A 21,255-nucleotide genomic window follows, 5' to 3' on the forward strand; every position below is an offset into this window, starting at 1 on the left:
ACCCTCGGTTTACAAGGAGACGTTCAGGCCCAGGTTGAATACGCGTTGTACAGGATAGCCCAATCCGTTGCCTCCTTGTTCAGGATCCCACAGCTTAAAGGCACTGATCAAAAACAGGTTGGTGCCATTGGCATAGAACCTCAGTCCCGATATATGAAATCTTCTAAGGGCTTTGTCTTTGATGTTGTAGCCGATCTCTGCGCTCTTCATGCGGAGGAAGGCGCCGTTGCGCATCCACCAGTTGGAAGGCTTATTGTTGTTCTCGCTTTGCATGAGGCTCAGGCGTGGCCAGAATGCGTAGAGGTTGCGGTGGTCTTCGGACCAGTGATCATTGGCGATGACGCTCAACAAACCATGCTGGTTAGCTCCATCCATCACGAAGGGTGATATGGCGGAGGGGCTGATGTAGATGGCTGATCTGGCAGAGCCCTGGAAGAAGGTGCTGATGTCGAAGTTTTTGTAGCCGAATGAAAAGCCAAAGCCATAGATGATCTCTGGCGTCGTTGGGTAGCCCAGGCCGTTGGCCATATCCAGATCAGTGATCTGTCCATCGCCATTAAGGTCTTTGTATTTAATATCGCCTCCTCTCACTTCTCCGAAATTCTGGCGGGGCGAGTTCTTCACGTCTTCGTCGTCTACAAACAAGCGTTCTGCGATGAGACCATATACCTGTCCTAATGAATGGCCTACGCGCGACAAATATTTCATGTTGGCAGGATAGTCGGGTTCTTCATTGGTGAGGAGCTCGCTGGCTGCGTAAGTGAAGGTGCCGCGCACCTGCAGCCATGCCTGTCCAAAGGTCCTGTTGTAATCTACAGATAAGTCAATACCCTGACCAGAAGCTACGCCCACGTTGGCACTAACCGGCGCGGTGAGCCCCATGGTGGAAGCGATGTAAGCACGCTGCATCAGGATGTTGCTGCGACGTTCGTAATAAGCATCGAGGGTAATGTTCAGGGCATTCCACAGGCCAATGTCCATACCTACGTTGACTTTCTTCGATCTCTCCCAGGAGATGTCGTTGTTCGCATAGCGGGAGATGGTGACGCCCGGTCTATAGAAGTTGTAGTTCTCTCCAAAGTAAGCTCCGTAGTTCGCATCTGCGAGGTTTACGTTGGACATGTAGAAGAACCTGTCGGCTGCACTACCGATCTGGTCATTACCCACCAGGCCGTAGGTAGCACGCAGTTTCAATTTTGTAATGGTGTTAACGAGTGGTTCAAAGAACTTTTCGTTGCTGGCATTCCAGGCAAGGCCTATCGATGGGAAGAAGCCAAACCGGTTATTCTTAGCGAATCGCTCTGAACCGTTGTAACCAAAGTTGGCTTCGAGGAGGTAACGGTTATCATAGCCATAGGTAAAGCGGCCGGATATGCCCTGGTTCCTAAATGGCAGGGACGCCTGCAGATCGCCGGCATTGCCTGTCAGGTAATTTCTTTGTATGCCTATCAACAGACCACCGATGTTGTGTACTTTATTGAATACGCGGTTGTAGTTAAGGGCCAACTCGCCATAGGTAGCGGTGTTGGTAACCTTGCTTCCTTCTTTATAGTTGAGGTACTCGGTTGCTGTGCTTTGATTCAACAGGGTGAGCACATATCCTTTTCCATCTGTGATGGAAGGAGAAGCCGCATAGAAATAGGGATTGTACTGACGGCTCAGGTCGAAGTATGAATAGCGTTTGGTAAATACCATTGCTCTTGCCGAAAGCCCTTCGGTAATGAACCTAAGGTCCTGTTTCATTTCCAGCTGCAGGTTCAAGGTAGAGGTGCTGTTATGCTGGTATCCTGATACCATCGAAGCCAGCGGGTTGGTATATACTTCTCCGTTCGTTCCACGTGCAGCATTACCAAACAAAGGATGTTTTGCATAGGGCATTGCTGAAGCGGGGTAGATGGCCGGGAACAATACCGGGTTGGCATTGAGTACGCTATTGAAGATAGCTCCCCCACCGCCTACTGGCCCATTGTAATCATCGAAATCACCTGATATCCTCAGTATTCCTTCGGTCGTATTGGTGAGTTTCACATTGATGTTGGAACGAACCTGGTAGCTTCTGAGCTTAATGTTGCTGTTGACGTTGTTGCCTTCCTGTGATTTCAATATGCCATTGTCCTGGTTGTAGGTGGCTGCCACATAGTACTGTGCCCTGTTTACACCACCGCTTACGTTGAGGTTAACGCGCTGGTTCCAGGTGTAATCTTTGATGAGCCTACCCATCCAGTCGTTGTTGGGGTACAGTAATGGATTAGCGCCTTCTATCGTACGGTCAATCTTGTTTTGCGTGTAGGGTAATGGGGCCAGGGGATTACGGGTCAACGCTGCCTCATTAGCCAGTTTCATATAGGTAATGTTATCTGCGAGGCGGAAGTTCTGTGTGTTGGAGGATATGGAGTTCTCCAGGCGGGCGTTCAATTTCGTTTCTCCTACTTTACCTGATTTGGTGGTAACGAGGATAACGCCGTTGGCACCACGCGCTCCGTAGAGGGAGGATGCTGCTGCATCTTTCAATACGGAGAAGCCTGTAATATCATCTGGCTGAAGGCGCGCCAGTGCCGTGTTGCTGGACTCCATACCATCGATGAGGATGAGCGGGTCCAGCTTACCAGAGCCGAAGGATGTAATGCCACGGATAAAGAAGGAGGCATTGTCGGCGCCGGGTTCGCCGCTACGCTGGTACGAAACCAAACCGGAGATGCGACCTGCCAGCATGGTGGTCAGGTTACTGGTTGGTCCTTTGATCTCTTTCGGCGATATCGTGGTAATGGCACTTACCATGCTTTCTTTTTTCTGCGTGCCATAGGCCACCACGATGACCTCTCCGAGGGAATCGTTCTTACTGTCTAATGTAACGTTGATGATCTTACGGCCAGCAATGTTCGCCTCTTTTGTAGTAAAGCCTACGAAGGAGAACACCAGGGTGGCCGTGTCGGGAGCATTGATGCCATAGACGCCATCTTCGTCGGTAAATGCGCCAATAGCCGGGTTGTGCTTCAGGGCCACTGCTACGCCCTGTAGCTTCGTGCCCTTATTATCAACCACAGACCCACTGACTTTTATGGGTGTTTGGGCAAAGGTGGCGCCCGCTGTGTATAGGATAAGAAAGATGGAGCTGAGATACCTCACTCGCAGACACGTGGAGAAGTGGCGCATAATCGTTTTTGTTTAGTTAGCTTGGTTTATAAACTCCCTTACGGGATATTTAGTATGTATGTACATAGTTACAATTAAGTATCCTGACTTCCAAATATTTATTAAAAGGTCATTTTTATACTTCTTATTTATTTGTTTATCAATTAATTATTAAACAATACATATAACCCAGAAATAACTATATGTACTTACATATAAATCTATAATCAGTGCTGATATGCTATCCGGATACAAAAAGCCGGAATAGGATATTGTACTTATCTTTAATGCTCCAAACGTGTTTAATGAAGTATCGCATCAATCATAAAAGCCCTATTCCGCTGCACATACAGGCTGAAGAACTGTTGAGAAAAATGATCAGGGACCCTCAGTTTGAGAATGGCAAGCTGTTTCCGAAAGAGGTGGACCTGGCCAAGCAACTGGCTATCTCGCGCACCACGCTTCGCCAGGCTATCAATAAACTGGTGTATGAAGGGCTGCTGGCACGCAAGAAGGGTGTTGGCACCACGGTGGCGCAACATACCGTGAGCTCACGCTCCAACAACTGGCTGAGCTTTTCGCAGGAAATGGCTGCACGTGGCATCCCCATCAAAAACTTCGAACTGCACATCAGCTGGGTAGAACCTGAAGAAAAGGTGGCTCAGTTCTTCGAGATCGGTACTGATAAGAAGATCCTTTGTCTTGAACGTCTGCGGGGCCGCCCCGAAGGTCCCTTCGTATATTTCATCTCGTACTTTCATCCCCGTGTAGGTCTCACCGGTGATGAAGACTTCAAAAGACCGCTGTATGAAATCCTGGAGAAGGATCATAGTGTGGTAGCTACTTTGTCCAAGGAGGAGATTAGTGCAAGGGCTTCGGACAAGTTTATTTCTAAAAAATTAGAGATTGATGCGGGGTCGCCTATCTTATTGCGCAAGCGGTATGTGTTTGATCAGGAGGATCGGCCTATAGAGTATAATATTGGGTACTATAGGGCGGATAGTTTTGTGTATACGACGGAGAGTCGGAGGGATGTCTGATTTACTTTTTGCCACTTCTTTACTTTCTTCTTTGCTTTTTGCTGACGCAAGGGTTTCGCGCTGTGCGCGCGGGACTGTCACTTTCTTTTCCTTGATGAAAAGAAAGTAACCAAAGAAAAATCAAGTCAGGCCCGATCGCTCCGCGCGGCCTGACGGGCCAACGCCTCTCCAAGGCGTAACAATCTTCACTTATTATAAGCAGCAAGACACTTTAGGTGTAGCACACCTTATTTACCACAAGCACCTAGCCTCCTGATAGTAAACGACGCACTTTTTTGGTTCGTTTGGTGATGTTATTATGAGGGAAAAGTCTTATATTGAATTTGTGTTATAGGATATACGCCGTACCTGCTTTACATACCATTAAACTAAGGGCTTATGAAGCGATACGGCATGTGCCTGTTGTTATTGTTTTGCTGCCTGCGGCATTCGCTTGTGGCGCAGCGATCGAGTTCTCTTTCTTTCTCTTTGAATAGCTCTATATTCGATTCCACTCCTGCTCCTCCCAAACCCAGCTTCTGGCAAACGAAGGCGGTCCGCGTGGCGGGTATTCCCATTGGTTTGTTTGCCGCCAGCGCATTGACCTGGGGTGAACGGGAGGAGATCAGGAAGTTCCGCAACCGCTATATCCCCACCTTCCGGCATCACTATGATGATTATATGCAGTATGTCCCAGCTCTGTCTGTGTTTGGACTTAACGCTGCGGGCATTAAAGGCAAACATACTGTTAAGCGTGCGTTTGTATCTTATGCTTTTTCTGCCGCCATCATGGGCCTCACCGTCAATACCATCAAGTATTCAGCTAAAGTGCAAAGGCCCAGTGGCGATGACCGTAACTCTTTTCCCTCTGGTCATACAGCTAATTCATTCATGAATGCCTCCTTCCTACACAAGGAGTATGGCCAATACCGGCATCCGCTGTATGGTGTTGCCGGTTATACTATGGCTACTGCTACTGCCATCGGCCGGCAACTGAACAACCGGCACTGGATATCGGATGTACTGGCCGGTGCAGGCATCGGCATCTTATCGACTGAAGCAGGCTACTTTATTGCCGATAAGATATTCAAGAATAAGGGGACACACCATCCCTTGCGGAATAACCCCTACCCCATCAATAAAAAGCCCAGCTTTATTGAAATGCGGCTTGGCTTTGCTACTGCTACCAGCAGGGACCTTACAAAAGCATCCAGTGAAGTGCATGCACGCAAGGGATTTAATCTCGGCCTGGAGGGTGCGTGGTTCTTTCATAAAAACTTTGGCATTGGTGGTGAGTTTGCTTTTACCAGTTTTCCTATCAATGATGACCATCTCATCTTGAGTGATCCCGATATTCCAACGCTCACCGATGGGCATTACACGCAACCGATGGGTATCCGCTACCTGCACCTTGGTCCTTTCTTCAGTGTGCCACTGCCCAATAACTGGTTTATTACTGGCAAGATCGGCTTTGGTTCTTCGCTGGGCGCAGATGGTAATGTGGTGCTGCAGATCAAGGATGAATATGCTGATTTCTTTGGCACCAATGAATTGCCTTACCTGCGGTATAAGCCTGAAGCTACTTTCAGCTGGTCGGCGGGGATGGGATTGCAGAAGAGGGTTGGCCGTAACCTCGCGATGAAGTTATACACCGGTTATTTTGATTCGGACCATGACTTTGTTATCGATCGATTGTCGGAGATCGATATCGATGGGAAGTATACTTACCAGCACCAGGGTACTGAGCGGGTGAAGTTTGATCACTTTGCTTTTGGGCTGGCGCTGACGGCGTTTATTTGGTGAGAGGTTGACAAGTTGAAAGGTTAAAAAGATATAGACACCAACAGCCCTGCTGTTTTTGGTAAAAACTGCACGTTTTAGTCAACTACGCTATTTCAATACTCTATCTATACTTCATCTATAGGGTATCTATACTTCATCTATACCCTATCCTGTCTTTAGCTCTACCTCATTCCGGTCGTCTTTTCGAGTCTGCCGGTTCTTTCTGTCACACTTACTGTCTCATTGTCATCAATAGCATAGCTTAACAAATGTAGTGCTAAAAAGTAATGGTCTTCAATATGTGGTGATGCATTCCGGGGCTATGTGGAGACAGATTGTGATAATTGGTCACTTCTGATGTTTTCGGTGCAAAACGACGCATCATATAAATTGGGCCAAAGGCCCAGCCATAACACTGCGAGGCTGCAAGCCTCGCAGAGCGATAGCCTCGCAGAGCAGTACTTACCGGAAGTCAAACCACAGCGTGCCAGTGTAGGGGGCATTGAGCTGGACATTCTTCTGGCTTTGTGGGCCCATGGCGGAGGCAGGTTGGAACTTCGTGCCGATCGGTTGTATGGCGTTCAGGAATCCAATGTTGCCTGCCGGGTAGTTGACGGTTGTATTGCTATTGTAAGCGCCTTTGGGACTTTCGGGTTTCAACATCTGGAAGAATAGTTTTTTGTCTTCTGTATGCACGGTGAAGGGAAATTCATTGGTGTGTATGGTAACCCAGGCTACCTCCGCGTGGTTGCCTTTAAACTCCGGATACTGCCAGCCACGCTCACCTGTGATGGTATTGTTGTATGCTTTTTCCCATACTCCATATTGTTGTCCTTTGAGCCGGTTCTTCCATATATGGTATGGCCCACGGCCCTGCCATTTCATACCTTTTACTTTTTCTTCCGGGTAGTTGAAGGTGATGCCCATGAAGTCGGCTTCACCGCGCTGTGAAAAGCTATAGGTCAGTTTTACCATTTCGGCGGGGCTGAAGGTCCACGTTACATTCAGCGAGTTATTGTTGCCTTTATATTTGGCCTCTACGATATAATTATCGCCTTCTTTTTTGTGAGTGAAAGAGGTCTTTTGTTGATCGAGACCTGCCAATACCGGACCTCCTGATAACGAAAGCAATGAATCTCCTTTCATTACTTTGGACAGGTAGCCTGTGGTGGTATCGAAATGCATGGCTATGTTATCCTGCCTTATTATCAAGGTGTTTTGCTCCTGTGTGACCTGGATGGGTTGACCACTTCTGGATACCATTTTACCTAGCTTTAGCAACGACTCCAACGGAAAGCTCCAGGTGCATATTTCTTTGCCATGGGGATCGGTTGCTGTGATGTATAGTATATTGGAGAGTATCGGCATCTTCACCCTTGATAAATCCAGCATTCCTTTTTCTCCGGGTTTAACGGAGATAGTTGCTAACTGGCCGGAATCAAGGGTTTCCATGGCGGCATGGCCTCCTGCCTTCATGACGCTCATTACTTTGTACCGGAAGGTGCACTGGTTGAGGTTAGTGAAGAGAAACCTATTCTCAACTGGTAATTGGATATTATTGTCGAGTTCTATTGGTTTCACATCGATGTGTACCGGCGACCATATTTCTTTGATGGTATAGTAGCTGCCTTCTTTCTGATGGTAAGGGCCAACGATGCCATCGGGTGCGTTGTTGGTCCAGGTGTCGATGCTGTCGTTCTTATCACGACGCACTACGCCTTCATCGGCATATACCCAGAGGAAACCTCCGGCAAAAATGGGATACTTCAGGATGATGTTCCAGAAATCATCGAGACCGGCGCCATGTCCGCCATCATATAATCCATGCATGAACTCTGTGGGGAACAACACCTCTTTCTCATATAGTGAAGCATTCACCATGTAGTTGTAATCGGGATAGTGTCTGGTATCGGTGCCATTGAATTTTTCCCAAGGGTGTATGACATGTCTTTTCTGAAGGTCGTAGAAATGGTAGTTCTTATCTACGGTGCGGTTGAATCCTCCTTCGTTGCCATTGGCCCAGAGTACTATGGCAGGATGGTGCTGATCTCTCGTCACCAACTCACCCACCAGGCGGGCGGCCGTGGTATCATCATACATTTTCTGCCAGCCTGTGAGTTCGTCAATGACCATGAGGCCCATCGAGTCGCACACATCAAGGAAGTGTTGATCGGGCGGATAGTGGGACATGCGCACCGTGTTCATGTTCATGTCTTTCATGAGGGTCACATCTTCAATACTGAGGGCCTTGCTGAGGGTTCGGCCGCTTTCGGGCCAGAAACTATGTCTGTTGACACCTTTGAAGATGACTTTTTGGTTGTTCAGGTAGAAGCCGTCGCCCCGTCGTAGTTCAACTGTACGGAAGCCGAATTTCTTTTCGATCGTATGGACTGCTTTTCCCTGACTGTTTTGTAATGTTACTATTACTTTGTAGAGGTTAGGAAATTCAGGGCTCCATAATTCGGGGTTATTAATCTTACTTTCCAGGCTGAGGACCTCACCGTCTCGTGAATTGTTGGTCATTGTTGCTATTGGCAAGTCACTATTGGCTTTGCTGATGGAAGCTTTCACAGTGTAGCCTTCGCTGGCTTGCTGTTTGTATACATCCATTAAAAATTTTCCATCGGCCTGCGCATCTATTGTTATTCTTTCGATATGGGCAACGGGTGTCATTTCGAGGTATACCGGACGGAAGATGCCGCCGAATATCCAGAAGTCGGCAACGCGCTCGGCCTGGTTGACGGAGTAATTGGCTGATTTCTTACTCACTTTTACCTCAAGGAGGTTGGTTGCTCCGTATTTCAGCAAATCTGTGATGTCGTAACTAAAGCGGTAAAAGGCTCCCTGGTGTATATTACCAGCCTGCTTGCCATTGATCTTTACTTCGGTATCGGTCATGCTACCTTCAAAGACAATCTTCACTTTTTGTCCTTTCCATTGTTTGTCTACTTTGAAACGGTATTTATAAAGTCCTTCTTCATCGCCTTGCTCTGCCAGTTTCACATGTCCATAATCGTAGCGGCCAAAGCCCTGCAACTCCCAACAGGATGGTACTGCAATCGTGGTCCACTTCCCGCTGTTCCTTCCTTTGGTGCAAAAGAAATCCCAGGCTACTGTGTGGTCTCTATCGGTTCCGGACAAATACTGAACAACTGTTTGTTGGGCTATCGTGTGAAACCCTGTTGCACAAATGAGGCATGCAAGGGCTATACTATTGCGTAAAGAGCGAATGATTGAGGAAGGATTAGGCATCTGCGTATTATTGTAAGAGTATTATATTATAATCGTGTATACAATAATAATGAAAAAGGGCTACCTTAACGCGCTGTTAACGCTCTATCTGGCCAATAAACTATGATTTTTTACTGTTGGTCGATATATTTGCAAATTGTATATAAACCCGTGACAAGATTTTTGCTCATATTAGTCGCTTTCTCGGTGTTGAACCAGAGTATCGACCTTGATTACATCACGTCGACTTTTGCCTCCCGGCAGTCGGCGAATATGCGCGGCTATGATGATATCGATTCGATCACGGAGTTTGTGATCGAGCAGATCATGGATGATGAGGATTATATTCCCGAGCAACAAAATGAAGATGATGGCATGCCTAAGAATAAAGGCGTTGAAAAGTTCTCCTGGAATCCTCTGTGCTGTCAATTTTTTCAGAAAGTAATTGTGACACCCACCAACAGAACTGATAAAGCTTCTCAAACGGCCAACCGGCAGGATTACCCAACCTGCAAGGGTTATTTTCACATTGTTTCTCCTCCCCCAGATCTCAGGCTCGTTTAAGCTGACCTTCCTTTATCATTTTTATTAAACTAATGTATGTATGAACAGAAAGTGTTTTCTGTTCAGGCGATGCATGGTTGTATGTTTTGTATTGCTGGCAGGCTTTGCAGCCAACGCCCAGGATACATTGCGTATTTCCCTGCAATCGGCTGAGCAACAATTTTTGCAGAACAACTTATCGCTGCTGGCCTCTAAATATGATATTTCGATAGCGCAGGCAGCCATCATCCAGGCCCGATTGTACAATAATCCCAACTTATCGGTAAATGGTAATTTATATAATCCCGACCGTCGCAAGTTTTTTGATATCAGTAACAAAACCGGCCAATACGATATTCAAATCCAGCAATTGATCACGCTGGCAGGCAAACGCAACAAGCAGATCAGCCTGGCTTCTACCAATGCAAGGATAGCCGAGTATAATTTTTACGATGTGCTGCGCACACTGCGTTTTTCTCTGCGCAGTAATTTCTTCAGCATGCTGCACCTGCAGCAATCGAAGGATGCTTACCAGGTACAGATCAATAGTCTGCAACAGTTGACTGCCGCTTATAGCGACTTGCAGGCTAAAGGAGTGGTAACGCTCAAGGATGCAGTGCGCATCAAATCGTTGTTGTATTCGCTGCAAGCTGAACAAACGAGTCTGCAGAATCAGTTGAATGACCTCGAGGCTGAACTGCAATTGCTGCTGGGCGACAACAAGCATTATTTTATACCGGAGGATGCCAACAACGGTCCGGATATGCCTACGCAATATCCGCTGCAATCGCTGGTTGACAGTGCTTATAATAATCGCTATGACCTGAAGGCTGCCGATGCCAACAGGGTGTATAGTGAACAGAATTATCAATTGCAAAAGGCTTTGCGCACGCCTGATCTTACGCTGGGCGCCGAATTCGACAAGCGGGGAAGTTTTGTCAATAATGCTTCTTTCCTGACTGCCGCCATCGATCTTCCTTTTTTCAACCGCAATCAGGGAAATATCAAAGCAGCTAAAACGCAGATCGATCAAAGCAAGGTGTTGTATCAGCATCAACAGCTGACGGTTGAGAATGATGTGCAGAAGGCTTATATCAAAGCCATGAATACGGGCAAGATGCTTCAATCGTTCGACCCCTCCTTCAAACAGCAGTTCGACAAGCTGCTGCAGGGCATTACGGAAAATTTCCAGAAGAAGAATATCAGTTTATTAGAGTTTACCGACTTCTATGAGTCCTGGCGTGACAATGTGTTGCAATGGAACCAGCTGAGGAATGAAAAAGACCAGGCTATGGAAGCGCTGAATTTCGCTATTGGCAAAACCCTTTTCAATTAAACGACCTAAAATGTATTGTATGAAATCTATGATCATATTCCTGTTGGGTGGTCTTCTTTTGTTTCAGATGACTGCCTGCCGGGAAAGCGAAGCTACCCCTGTAACCGACACTCCTTTTTGCCTTACCGATACTTTACAAAAGAAGATAGTAATGGCGACCGTGCAAACGGACACGGTGAAGAATGAGATCGCACTATCGGGCAAAATCCAGGCTAATGAGGACAAATGGATCAAGGTGTTCCCCGTAGTAGGTGGTATTGTGGAATCGCTGAAGGTAGAACTGGGCGATTATGTTACTAAAGGCCAGGTGTTGGCAGTGATCCGCAGTAGTGAGATTGCCGATTACCAGGGGCAACAGTCGAGTGCCGAGGCTTCTGTGAAGATGGCAGAGAAAACATTGTCTTCGAACAAAGACATGTTTTCTGCCGGCCTGGCTACGGAGAAGGATGTGGTGGCTGCTGAAACTGAACTCGAAAAAGCTAAGGCCGATCTGAAGCGTATTCGCGAAACGAATGCGATCTACGGTGCTAAAGGCAATGCATTGCAAACCATCACAGCGCCTGTGTCGGGCTTTATCATTGAAAAGAATATTACTGACCAGATGCAATTCCGTGTGGATGGCGCCCAGCCTTTCTTCATCATTTCGAACCTGGATGAGGTGTGGGTTATGGCCAATGTATTTGAAAGTGATATTCCTAAAATACAAGTGGGGTATGATGCGAATGTTTCCGTGATCGCCTATAAGGACAAGGTGTTCAAAGGAAAGGTCGATAGGATCTTTTCCATGCTGGACCCTCAGAGCCGGGTGATGAAGGTGCGGATACGTATTCCCAACAGTGGTTATGTACTGAAGCCAGAAATGTTTGCGCAGATCAATATTCAATATACAGAAGGAAAAGAGCACATGCCTGCCATTCCGGCCGAGGCAGTGATCTTCGACAAGAACAAGAATTTTGTGATGGTGTATAAAGACAAATGCAATATTGAAACCCGGGAGATCGAGTTGTACAAAACCATTGGTGGGACCACTTATGTGAAGAGTGGCCTGACTGATGGAGAGAAGGTGATCACGCAGTACCAGTTGCTGGTGTATGATGCGTTGAATGATTAGCTGTTAGCTATTAGCTTTTAGCTGCCGGCTTTTAGCAGTTAGTGGTATTGATATTTTTATTGCAAAACGTCTTTGGACATGAATAAATTTATTTCCAACATAGTAACCTTTTCGCTTAAGAACAGGTTCTTTATTTTCTTCATGACGCTGCTGATCATTATCGGCGGTATCTGGAGTTATATTAAAACTCCGCTGGAAGCTTTCCCGGATGTAACGAATACGCAGATCATTATTGTGACGCAATGGCCCGGCCGTAGTGCCGAGGAAGTGGAGCGGTTTGTGACGGTGCCGGTCGAGGTGGCCATGAACTCCGTACAGAAGAAATCGACATTGCGGTCTATTTCCATGTTTGGTCTCTCTGTGACCAAGATCATTTTCGATGATGATGTGGAGGATTTCTTTGCACGACAGCAGGTGAATAATCTATTGCGCAATGTGAACTTACCGGAAAATGTGGAGCCGGATGTGCAGCCTCCTTATGGCCCCACCGGTGAGATATTCCGGTATACTATCCAGGGCAAAGGGAAAAGCTCTACCGATCTACTGACCATTCAGAATTGGGTGATCGACCGGCAGCTGCGGAGCATTCCTGGCGTGGCCGACCTGGTGGCGTTTGGCGGTGCCGAGAAGACTTATGAGATCAAGGTTGACCCTACCATGCTGGCCCGGTATGATATTACGCCGCTGGAAGTATATAGTGCGGTGAGTAAAAGTAATATCAACGTGGGTGGTGATGTGATCGAGAAGAATGGCCAGGCTTATGTGGTGCGTGGTATCGGGTTGCTGGACAAGATCAGAGACATCGAGAATATCATTGTGGATAATATCAATGGCACGCCTATCCTCGTAAAAAACCTTGCTACCGTTGTCGAGAGTCATGTGCCACGTGTGGGTCAAGTGGGTCTCGATGAGAATGACGATGCCGTAGAAGGTATTGTAGTGATGCGGAAGGGTGAGAACCCACGTGAGGTGCTGGCGCGGGTAAAGGATAAGATCAATGATCTCAATGAGCATATTCTACCGTCGGATGTGAAGATGGTGACTTTTTATGACCGGGACAACCTGATGGATTTTTGTACGGAGACCATCATCCACAATCTTGTGGAAGGTATTTTGCTGGTAACGCTTATCGTTTTCATTTTCATGTTCGACTGGCGTACGACCGTGATCGTATCTATTATTATTCCGCTCTCGCTGTTGTTTGCCTTTATTTGTTTGCACCTGAAGGGTATGAGCGCCAACCTGCTTTCGATGGGGGCTATCGATTTCGGTATCATCATCGATGGGGCCGTGGTGATGGTGGAAGGATTGTTTGTAGTGCTGGCGCATAAGGCGCACGAGGTAGGGATGGAAAAGTATAATAAGATCGCCAAGCTGAGTATGATCCGTAAGACGGGTTCTTCACTCGCCAAGGCCATCTTCTTTGCCAAGGTGATCATCATTACCAGTCTTATTCCCATTTTCGCTTTTGAGAAGGTAGAGGGAAAAATGTTCTCTCCGCTTGCGTGGACTTTGAGTTTCGCATTGTTGGGCGCCTTGTTGTTCACGCTTACGCTGGTGCCTGTGCTTTCAAGTATCCTGCTCAGGAAGAATGCCCGGGAAAGGAATAATCCTGTGGTGAACTTCTTCAACCGTATCGTGAACAAGGGTTTCAATTTCACTATGGGTCATAAGAAGCTCAGCCTCACAGTGGCTTTTGCTATCATGGGTGCTGTGCTTTTCTCGTTCAAGTTCCTTGGCAGTGAATTTTTGCCTACGTTGAATGAGGGCGCCTTGTGGGTGGAGGCTAAGTTGCCGATGAGCAGCTCGCTGACTAATTCAACCAAGTTTGTGCACGAGTTCCGGAGTATTCTCAACAGTTTTGACGAGGTTAATGGGGTATTGTCTCAAACGGGCCGTAGTAATGACGGTACTGATCCTTCCGGATTTTATTATGTGCAATGCCAGGTGAACCTGAAGCCCAAGAAGGAATGGAAGCGTAAGATATCGACTGATCAGCTGGTTGAAGAAATGGATGCCAAGCTGCGGCAGTACCCCGGCGTGGTGTACAACTATTCTCAACCTATTATCGATAACGTAGCGGAAGCCGTGGCCGGCATCAATGCTTCTCTGGCGGTGAAGATATTTGGTAATGATCTTGAAAAGCTCGACAAGCTGGCTGATAGTGTGTATACTATTCTTGGCAAGGTACAGGGAGTAAAGGACCTTGGTATCATGCGGAATATTGGTCAGCCGGAACTAAGTATCGTGCTCGACGAGCAGAAGATGGGTATTTATGGCGTTACTACTGCTGATGCCAATGCTGTTATCGAAATGGCCATTGGTGGTAAATCTGTTTCTACTTTTTATCAGCAGGAAAGGAAGTTCGATATCCGTATTCGTTACCCCGAAGAATTCCGGGATAATGAATATAAGATCGGTAAACTGATGGTGCCCACTATTCACGGCGCTAAAGTGCAGTTACGTGAGATCGCTGACATTAAAACGGTTACCGGTCCGGCGTTCGTTTACCGCGATAAGAATACACGTTTTATCGCTATCAAGTTCTCTATCCGGGAAAGGGATATGGGCAGTACCATTGCTGAAGCGCAGCAACTCGTAAATCAGCATATCAAGCTCGACAAGGGTTTTCATGTTGAATGGAGTGGTGAGTTTGAGAACCAGGTGCGTGCGCAGAAGAAGTTGTCGCAGGTGGTGCCTATCGTGCTCGTAATGATCTTCATCCTGTTGTTCATTATGTTTGGCAATGCCGTGGATGCGGGCCTCGTGTTGATCAATGTGCCTTTTGCGATGATCGGTGGAATCCTGGCCTTGCATATCACCGGTACCATCTTCAGTATTTCGGCGGGCATTGGTTTCATTGCATTGTTTGGTATTTGTATCCAGAATGGGGTAATCCTGATCTCGGTGTTCAAGCAGAACCTGCATCAGAAGATACCGTTGGTGCAGGCTATACGGGAGGGCGTGAACTCGCGGATCAGGCCTGTGGTAATGACCGCACTGATGGCAGCCATCGGTTTATTACCAGCGGCTGTATCAACCGGTATCGGTTCTGAAACGCAAAAGCCGCTGGCTATTGTGGTGATCGGTGGGTTGATCAGCTCAACCATTCTTACGTTGCTGGTGTTTCCGCTGATCGTGGAGATCATTTACCGGCGGTCGCACAGCCGGAAGCAGAAGAGGCAAGTGTCGCTGACGTAGGAACAGCGATTAGCTTTTAGCTGTTAGCAATTAGCAACAGCCAGAATATAGCCGGAGGGCGGGGTTGGTTTGGGTTTTTACTTTCACCTCGTTCTTCCGGCTATTTTCTGTTTGTGGAAATATGTTAATTTACAGTGTTATTGCCTGTTTTTGTATCCAACCTAAACTGACTGATGATGAAAAGACGCCGCTTTATTCAATCTTCTTTTATCGCCGGCACCTCTGCGGCGCTATCTCCTGCCACTGCGCTATCTGCCGATGCCGCCAAGAAGAAACAGGAATTTTACGAGCTACGTGTATACACCTTAAAGGATGAGGCTCAACAACGATTAACAGAAGTGTACCTGTCGCAGGCTTATATTCCGGCAATGAACCGGCAAGGGTCAAAGTATGTGGGTGTGTTTACCGAGCTTAAGCCGGAAGGGCAGACCAAGGTTTATGTAGTGACTCAATTCCCATCTTTGGAAAATTTTACGGCGATGGATGTAAACCTGGCTAAGGATATCCAATATCAACAGGAGGCTTCAGATTATCTCACGGCTCCAGCGGATGCTCCGGCCTATGTACGTATTCAAAGTTCGCTGCTGAAGGCTTTTTCTTTTATGCCCAACCTGGTGGCGCCCGAGAATAAGGAAAGGATCTTCGAGCTGAGGCGCTATGAAAGTCCTACGGAGTACGCCAGTAAAAAGAAGATCGAGATGTTCAACGAAGGTGGAGAGATCGAAATCTTCAAAAAGACCGGGCTGACGCCTGTGTTTTTTGGGGAGGTGCTGATCGGTGATTCACGTCCCAACCTGACTTACATGATCACTTTCGACAATATGGAAGCGCATGACCGCAACTGGAAAACTTTTGGGAGTGATGCTGAGTGGAAGCGGATCAGCAGTATGGAGGAGTATGCGGATAAAAAACTGATCTCCAAAATTGTGCGCACTTTTCTGAAGCCTGTTTTGTACTCGCAGATATAAGTGGCTGTCCTGTCTATTCTTATTACTTTTTTATCGATTGCTCTTCTTTGTCAATTGGGCTAAAGCCCAAGGTGGGAATAGTCATTTTGTATCCCGGCCCTGAAGGGCCGGGCAATTCCGTTTGCTTCGAGAGGGGCTTTTCCTGTGCAGCGTTTGCTTCGAAAGGGAGGCGTCACCTCGTTTGTAGCTTGCTTCGAACGTTTGTTTGTTTGTATTCTTCCTGACTGGCAAGAGGTGACACCTTCTTTCACTTCGCAAGCGAAAAGGTGTCACCTCTTTTGCGTCGTTTTTGCTTTACTACCGGAGACAGACAAGTACTTTTTTGTTGTATAGAATCAATTTCTTTTTTCCGCGATAAAATATTGTGGTGGTTTTGAATGGTGAGTAGGAGAATACAATATCTTGTGGAGGATTTACCACTATTTCCCAATAGGGTACTCCTCTAAGCTTTTATCCTTTAATAAAAATGCCCCGGGCATGATTTTTTACTTCTGTTGATCGCTTACCTTCTGTTCCTCTTGCCATATGTCTAATCTGACGTGTCCGGCAGTTTCTGTCGCGATGCCCTGATTTGCATCATCCTGTAAAAAGCAATTGATATGAAGCATTTGTACAATTTATGTACAGCATGCCTGTTATTGGTATGTGTACTAACGAATCAGCAAGGCATAGCTCAACTACCAGCCTCTACGCACACGCCCAGGACTGTTAACATCAACAGTAATTGTGGCGGTTTTTATGAATATCTTCCGCAGGGTTATGACGGCACCGCCGCTCAGCGATACCCCCTGATCGTGTATATGCATGGCGATGGGGACCGTGGCAGTGGTAGCCAGGCTGATCTTGCTAAGCTGTTAACGAAAGCATTACCCAAGCTGATCAATGAGGGACAGTTTCCTTCTTCTGTGACTTCCAATGGACAGGCTTTCAAATTCATCGTTATTTCCCCTCAATTGAAGTTGTGGCCGCAGACAGGACCTGCCGGAGCAGCGGATGTAGCTGCAGTGCTTGCTTATGTGAAGAGCCGCTACAAGGTGGATACCAACCGTGTTTACCTGACCGGCATGAGCATGGGCGGCGGCATTACCTGGGAATACGCCGGCAGTAATATCAATGCAGCTCAAAAGCTGGCCGCTATTGTACCTATATGCGGCGCTTCTTCGCCCCAAACTCCTGTTGCCAATGTGATCGCCAATGGTGATGTGCCGGTATGGGCTACTCATAACCAGGCTGATAATGCGGTATCGGTTGACAATACCAATGGTTATGTAAGTTTTATCAATGGTAATCCGCGTCCACCGTCGCCGCTGGCCCGGAAAACTATTTTTACCACTGCCCCTGCCGAACTCCACGATGCATGGACACGCACTTATAGTCCTTCTTTCCGGGAGAATGGATTGAATATTTACGAGTGGATGCTGCAATATAGCCGGGCTGAGGCCGCGCTGCCAGTTACGCTAACAAACTACAGGATCGTATCTGCCGACAAGCAGGCGGTAACTATTGGCTGGTCGACTACTGCGGAACAAAACAATGATTTTTTCAGTATTGAACGCTCTACTGACGGCAACAACTTTTCCGTCATTGGGAAAGTAGCGGGTACCAACCTCTCCAGTGGCAGTAATTATAGTTTCAAGGATCAGCAACCTGCTATCGGCAATAACTTTTACCGTCTGAGCCAGACTGACCTGAATGGTAAAACCACGCTTTATTCTATCCTGCAATCTGTTATTGAACTACAAGCCAATGGCATTGTGCTATTCCCCAATCCTGCCAGCGCCTCTGTAACTGTTGGATTCAGCCATCCTGAGAAGGACAGGCTTTCTGTGAAGATCATCAATCAGCAAGGCATGGTAGTGCAAGTGAATCAGTTCAATAAGGAAACGGGCTATTGGCAGCAATCTATTCCTACGAGCCATCTGACGGCTGGTCAGTATTTTATCCAGGTGAAGGGTAATACGATCGAGCAGGTGCAGGCGTTGATGATTAAGAAGTAAGTTCAGAGTCGTTTGCTTCGAAACTTTTGCGTCGCAGGCAGATTTCTCACCCTGTGTTCTGGTTATGAAGGCAAGTACGTGTGGCAGGGTTCGAAATGACAGCGTAAGTTAATATAGAAAGGCCGATCATATAAAGCCGGGGGTCTGGGTTCAGGCTCCCGGTCTTTTTTGTAGCTGCACTGGTTCACTACTCCCTGGTTTTCCCGATGTTCACAAATGGGCGATAGCTGTATCACAAACGGACAACTTCTACTCCATTCCTATATCTATTTAATTGATTTTTAGCTCTCTGTGTTTTGGACCTGTTTGTGCAACAATAGGACGGGCTGCATGTCTTTGTGTTGTAGTTATCACTGATCCCGTTTCTTTAACCTCACACTCCTGCTATGGCCAATCATTTCTTCAAAACCAGCTTTCGCTCGCTGCAGAAAAACAAGTCTTTCGTTATCATCAATGTTGCCGGTCTTGGCGTTGGTATCGCCGCCTGCCTGCTTATTTTCCTGACGATTCATTATGAAACGAGTTACGATAGTTATCATCAAAGGAAGGACAGGATCTACCGGGTGGTGAGTGAAAAGAAAAGCCGTAGTAATGGGGCCATCGAAGAATATCACCGGGGTGTGCCCACGCCCATGCCAGATGCGCTGCGTCATGATCTTACCTCTTTTGAAAGGGTAAGCATGGTCACCGCGCTTGGACAGGCACAGATCTATGTGCCGGGTAAAGATCTGGCGGATGAAAAGAGGTTCAAGGAAAATGAGGGGCTTTATTTTACCGAGCCCGGAATCTTCGACATGTTCGATTTCAAATGGATTGCCGGTAACGCTACAGGCCTTACTGCTCCCAATACCGGTGTCATCGAACAAAGTATGGCGGAAAAGTATTTCGGCAGTGCCACAGCAGCCATCGGCAAAACGATCGAATTCTTTTCTTTTCGTAATAAGGTTTTAATTACCGGGGTTTTTAAAGACCTGCCTTCCAATACCGATGTACCTATTCGCATGGGAGTATCTTTTGCCACCATACGAAAAATTTACCCGCCTGATTTTTTTACTTCGATAGACAATTGGACATGGGTACATGAAAATCTCCAATGTTTTGTATTGATGCCGGAAGGACAGTCTGCCACTATCGCTGCGGCTCAACTGCCCGCTTTTGTAAAGAAGTATTACCCGGAGGACCAAAACACCAAGCAATCCCTGCAATTGAAGCTACAGCCGCTGGCCGATGTGCACCTTAACCATGTCTATGGTACTTTTACGGGCGACAGCCTATCGGTAAAAGAGTTGTGGGCGCTGGGACTGATCGGCGGCTTTTTGCTGTTGGTGGCCTGCATCAATTTCATTAACCTCGCTACTGCACAGTCGGTGACACGCGCGCGTGAGATCGGTGTACGCAAGGTATTGGGCAGTAACCGGCCTCAACTGGTGCGGCAGTTTTTGCAAGAAACCGGTCTTATTACTTTGCTGGCGCTGGCGCTTGGCATTGTACTGGCTGTTATTACTTTGCCTTTGCTGGTTCAAGTACTCGATAAGCAGCTTTCTGCCAACCTGCTGTATGACCCGGGTGTTCTTTTATTTATGGCTACGGTTGTTATTGTAGTTACTTTCCTGGCCGGCCTCTACCCTGCTCTTATCGTATCGGGCTTTAAGCCTGTAACTATTTTCAGGAACAAGTTATCTACGAAAAGCATTGGTGGCATTTCTTTACGCCGGGCGCTGGTGGTGTTCCAGTTTGTGATCGCTCAATTGCTGGTGATCGGCACTATTGTAGTTGTGAAGCAGATGCAGTTTTTCCGCTCCCAATCTATGGGTTTTCAAAAGGAAGGTATTGCGCTTATCGATCTTCCCAGTGACAGCTCTCTGAAAGTGAAGTATCCGCTGCTCAAACAAAGCATGCAGGCTATAGCAGGGGTGCAGGATGCCAGCCTTTGCTGGGATGCCCCGGCTGTAATGTGGGTATCAGAAAATGACCTTTATTTCAATAATGATCCTGTGAAGCAGCCGTTCAAGATCGGTATGGAGTTTGCCGACAGCAGTTATTATCAAACGTTCGGTCTCAAGCTGGCAGCAGGCCGTTTGCCTTTTCACAGTGATACTGCCCGGGAATTCCTGGTGAATGAAGCGACGGTAAAGCAATTGGGCTTTGCCTCTGCCAATGATATTATCGGCAAGCTGATCTCCTTTGATGGCAAAATAAAATTTCCTGTAGTAGGTGTATTGCGTGATTTCCACGCGCGCTCGCTGCATGTTCAGATCAAACCGCTGGCTATTACTACTCATTATGACATGTATTCCACGCTGGCAGTACGTATGGACCGTGCTCATATGGGCAGCACGCTGGCTCAAATGGAAAAGACTTTCCGGGGGGTGTACCCAACATACATGTATGACCTTCGCTTTTTCGACGAGCAAATCGAACGTTTTTATAAGTCGGAGGTTACTATTGCGCAGTTGTTCAAAATATTCGCTGCTTTGGCCATTTTTATCTCCTGCCTCGGTTTGTATGGTCTGGTGGCTTTTATGGCTGTACAGAAGACAAAAGAGATCGGCATCCGCAAGGTGCTCGGCGCTTCGGTACAAAGTATCGTGTATTTGTTTTCCAAGGAGTTTACGGTGCTGATCGTGGTAGCCTTCCTGATAGCAGCGCCCACGGGTTATTACTTCATGCATCAATGGCTGGCCGATTTCCATTATCATATCAGCATAGGCGTTGGGATTTTTGTCGCCGCGATCGTATTCTCGGTAGTGATTGCCTGGATAGCTGTGGGTTATAAGGCCATCAGGGCCGCCCTGGCGAACCCGGTGAAGAGTCTGAAGACAGAGTGATGAGTTCAGAGTCGAGAGTTCAGAGTCGTTTGCTTCGATACCATTGCTTCGCAGGCAGATTTCTCACTGCGCTGTCGCTCCGTTCGAAATGACAAACAAGGAAGCGC

General features: G+C 47.2%; 11 protein-coding genes. 9 read left to right on the plus strand and 2 right to left on the minus strand.

The genetic code is table 11. The features are described from left to right. Positions 1-9: 9 nt before the first annotated feature. Positions 10-3,153 carry a SusC/RagA family TonB-linked outer membrane protein gene (locus AC5JBY_RS24560; RefSeq protein ID WP_495907314.1) on the minus strand — a complete coding sequence of 1,048 codons (3,144 nt, stop codon included), beginning with the start codon at positions 3,151-3,153 and terminating at the stop codon, positions 10-12. Between the two features lie 284 nt (positions 3,154-3,437). On the opposite strand from AC5JBY_RS24560, the gene AC5JBY_RS24565 reads away from it, so the two are divergent. Further along, positions 3,438-4,172, plus strand: coding sequence for a GntR family transcriptional regulator (locus tag AC5JBY_RS24565; protein ID WP_495907315.1), 735 nt, complete (start codon positions 3,438-3,440; stop codon positions 4,170-4,172). Positions 4,173-4,550: 378 nt separating this feature from the next. Further along, positions 4,551-5,954 carry a phosphatase PAP2 family protein gene (locus AC5JBY_RS24570; RefSeq protein WP_495907316.1) on the plus strand — a complete coding sequence of 468 codons (1,404 nt, stop codon included), beginning with the start codon at positions 4,551-4,553 and terminating at the stop codon, positions 5,952-5,954. Between the two features lie 441 nt (positions 5,955-6,395). Here AC5JBY_RS24570 and AC5JBY_RS24575 read toward each other — a convergent pair whose 3' ends face one another. After that, complete coding sequence (locus tag AC5JBY_RS24575; RefSeq protein ID WP_495907317.1) at positions 6,396-9,074, minus strand: glycoside hydrolase family 2 TIM barrel-domain containing protein; 2,679 nt, start codon at positions 9,072-9,074, stop codon at positions 6,396-6,398. Between the two features lie 273 nt (positions 9,075-9,347). On the opposite strand from AC5JBY_RS24575, the gene AC5JBY_RS24580 reads away from it, so the two are divergent. The 7 genes from AC5JBY_RS24580 to AC5JBY_RS24610 all read left to right on the plus strand — a co-directional run bounded on the left by AC5JBY_RS24580 (position 9,348) and on the right by AC5JBY_RS24610 (position 21,148). Continuing rightward, on the plus strand, positions 9,348-9,728 hold the full coding sequence (locus tag AC5JBY_RS24580) for a hypothetical protein (RefSeq protein ID WP_495907318.1): 381 nt from the start codon (positions 9,348-9,350) through the stop codon (positions 9,726-9,728). A gap of 40 nt (positions 9,729-9,768) precedes the next feature. Next, positions 9,769-11,043, plus strand: coding sequence for a TolC family protein (locus AC5JBY_RS24585; protein WP_495907319.1), 1,275 nt, complete (start codon positions 9,769-9,771; stop codon positions 11,041-11,043). Positions 11,044-11,062: 19 nt separating this feature from the next. Next, positions 11,063-12,154 carry an efflux RND transporter periplasmic adaptor subunit gene (locus AC5JBY_RS24590; RefSeq protein WP_495907320.1) on the plus strand — a complete coding sequence of 364 codons (1,092 nt, stop codon included), beginning with the start codon at positions 11,063-11,065 and terminating at the stop codon, positions 12,152-12,154. Between the two features lie 78 nt (positions 12,155-12,232). After that, complete coding sequence (locus tag AC5JBY_RS24595; RefSeq protein WP_495907321.1) at positions 12,233-15,355, plus strand: efflux RND transporter permease subunit; 3,123 nt, start codon at positions 12,233-12,235, stop codon at positions 15,353-15,355. 176 nt (positions 15,356-15,531) lie between these two features. Further along, positions 15,532-16,323 carry an NIPSNAP family protein gene (locus AC5JBY_RS24600; RefSeq protein WP_495907322.1) on the plus strand — a complete coding sequence of 264 codons (792 nt, stop codon included), beginning with the start codon at positions 15,532-15,534 and terminating at the stop codon, positions 16,321-16,323. Between the two features lie 599 nt (positions 16,324-16,922). Beyond that, positions 16,923-18,320, plus strand: a complete 1,398-nt coding sequence (locus AC5JBY_RS24605) for a T9SS type A sorting domain-containing protein (protein WP_495907323.1) — start codon at positions 16,923-16,925, stop codon at positions 18,318-18,320. Positions 18,321-18,706: 386 nt separating this feature from the next. Then, entirely contained in the window at positions 18,707-21,148 is a 2,442-nt protein-coding gene (locus AC5JBY_RS24610) for an FtsX-like permease family protein (RefSeq protein ID WP_495907324.1), read from the plus strand. Positions 21,149-21,255 lie beyond the last annotated feature (107 nt).

This window comes from Paraflavitalea sp. (assembly GCF_059502485.1).

Bases quoted from the DNA above. Each gene is read 5' to 3' on its own strand.
- AC5JBY_RS24560 (WP_495907314.1), bottom strand. From the start codon at position 3,153: ATGCGCCACTTCTCCACGTGTCTGCGAGTGAGGTATCTCAGCTCCATC.
- AC5JBY_RS24565 (WP_495907315.1), top strand. From the start codon at position 3,438: ATGAAGTATCGCATCAATCATAAAAGCCCTATTCCGCTGCACATACAG.
- AC5JBY_RS24570 (WP_495907316.1), top strand. From the start codon at position 4,551: ATGAAGCGATACGGCATGTGCCTGTTGTTATTGTTTTGCTGCCTGCGG.
- AC5JBY_RS24585 (WP_495907319.1), top strand. From the start codon at position 9,769: ATGAACAGAAAGTGTTTTCTGTTCAGGCGATGCATGGTTGTATGTTTT.
- AC5JBY_RS24590 (WP_495907320.1), top strand. From the start codon at position 11,063: ATGAAATCTATGATCATATTCCTGTTGGGTGGTCTTCTTTTGTTTCAG.
- AC5JBY_RS24595 (WP_495907321.1), top strand. From the start codon at position 12,233: ATGAATAAATTTATTTCCAACATAGTAACCTTTTCGCTTAAGAACAGG.
- AC5JBY_RS24600 (WP_495907322.1), top strand. From the start codon at position 15,532: ATGAAAAGACGCCGCTTTATTCAATCTTCTTTTATCGCCGGCACCTCT.
- AC5JBY_RS24605 (WP_495907323.1), top strand. From the start codon at position 16,923: ATGAAGCATTTGTACAATTTATGTACAGCATGCCTGTTATTGGTATGT.
- AC5JBY_RS24610 (WP_495907324.1), top strand. From the start codon at position 18,707: ATGGCCAATCATTTCTTCAAAACCAGCTTTCGCTCGCTGCAGAAAAAC.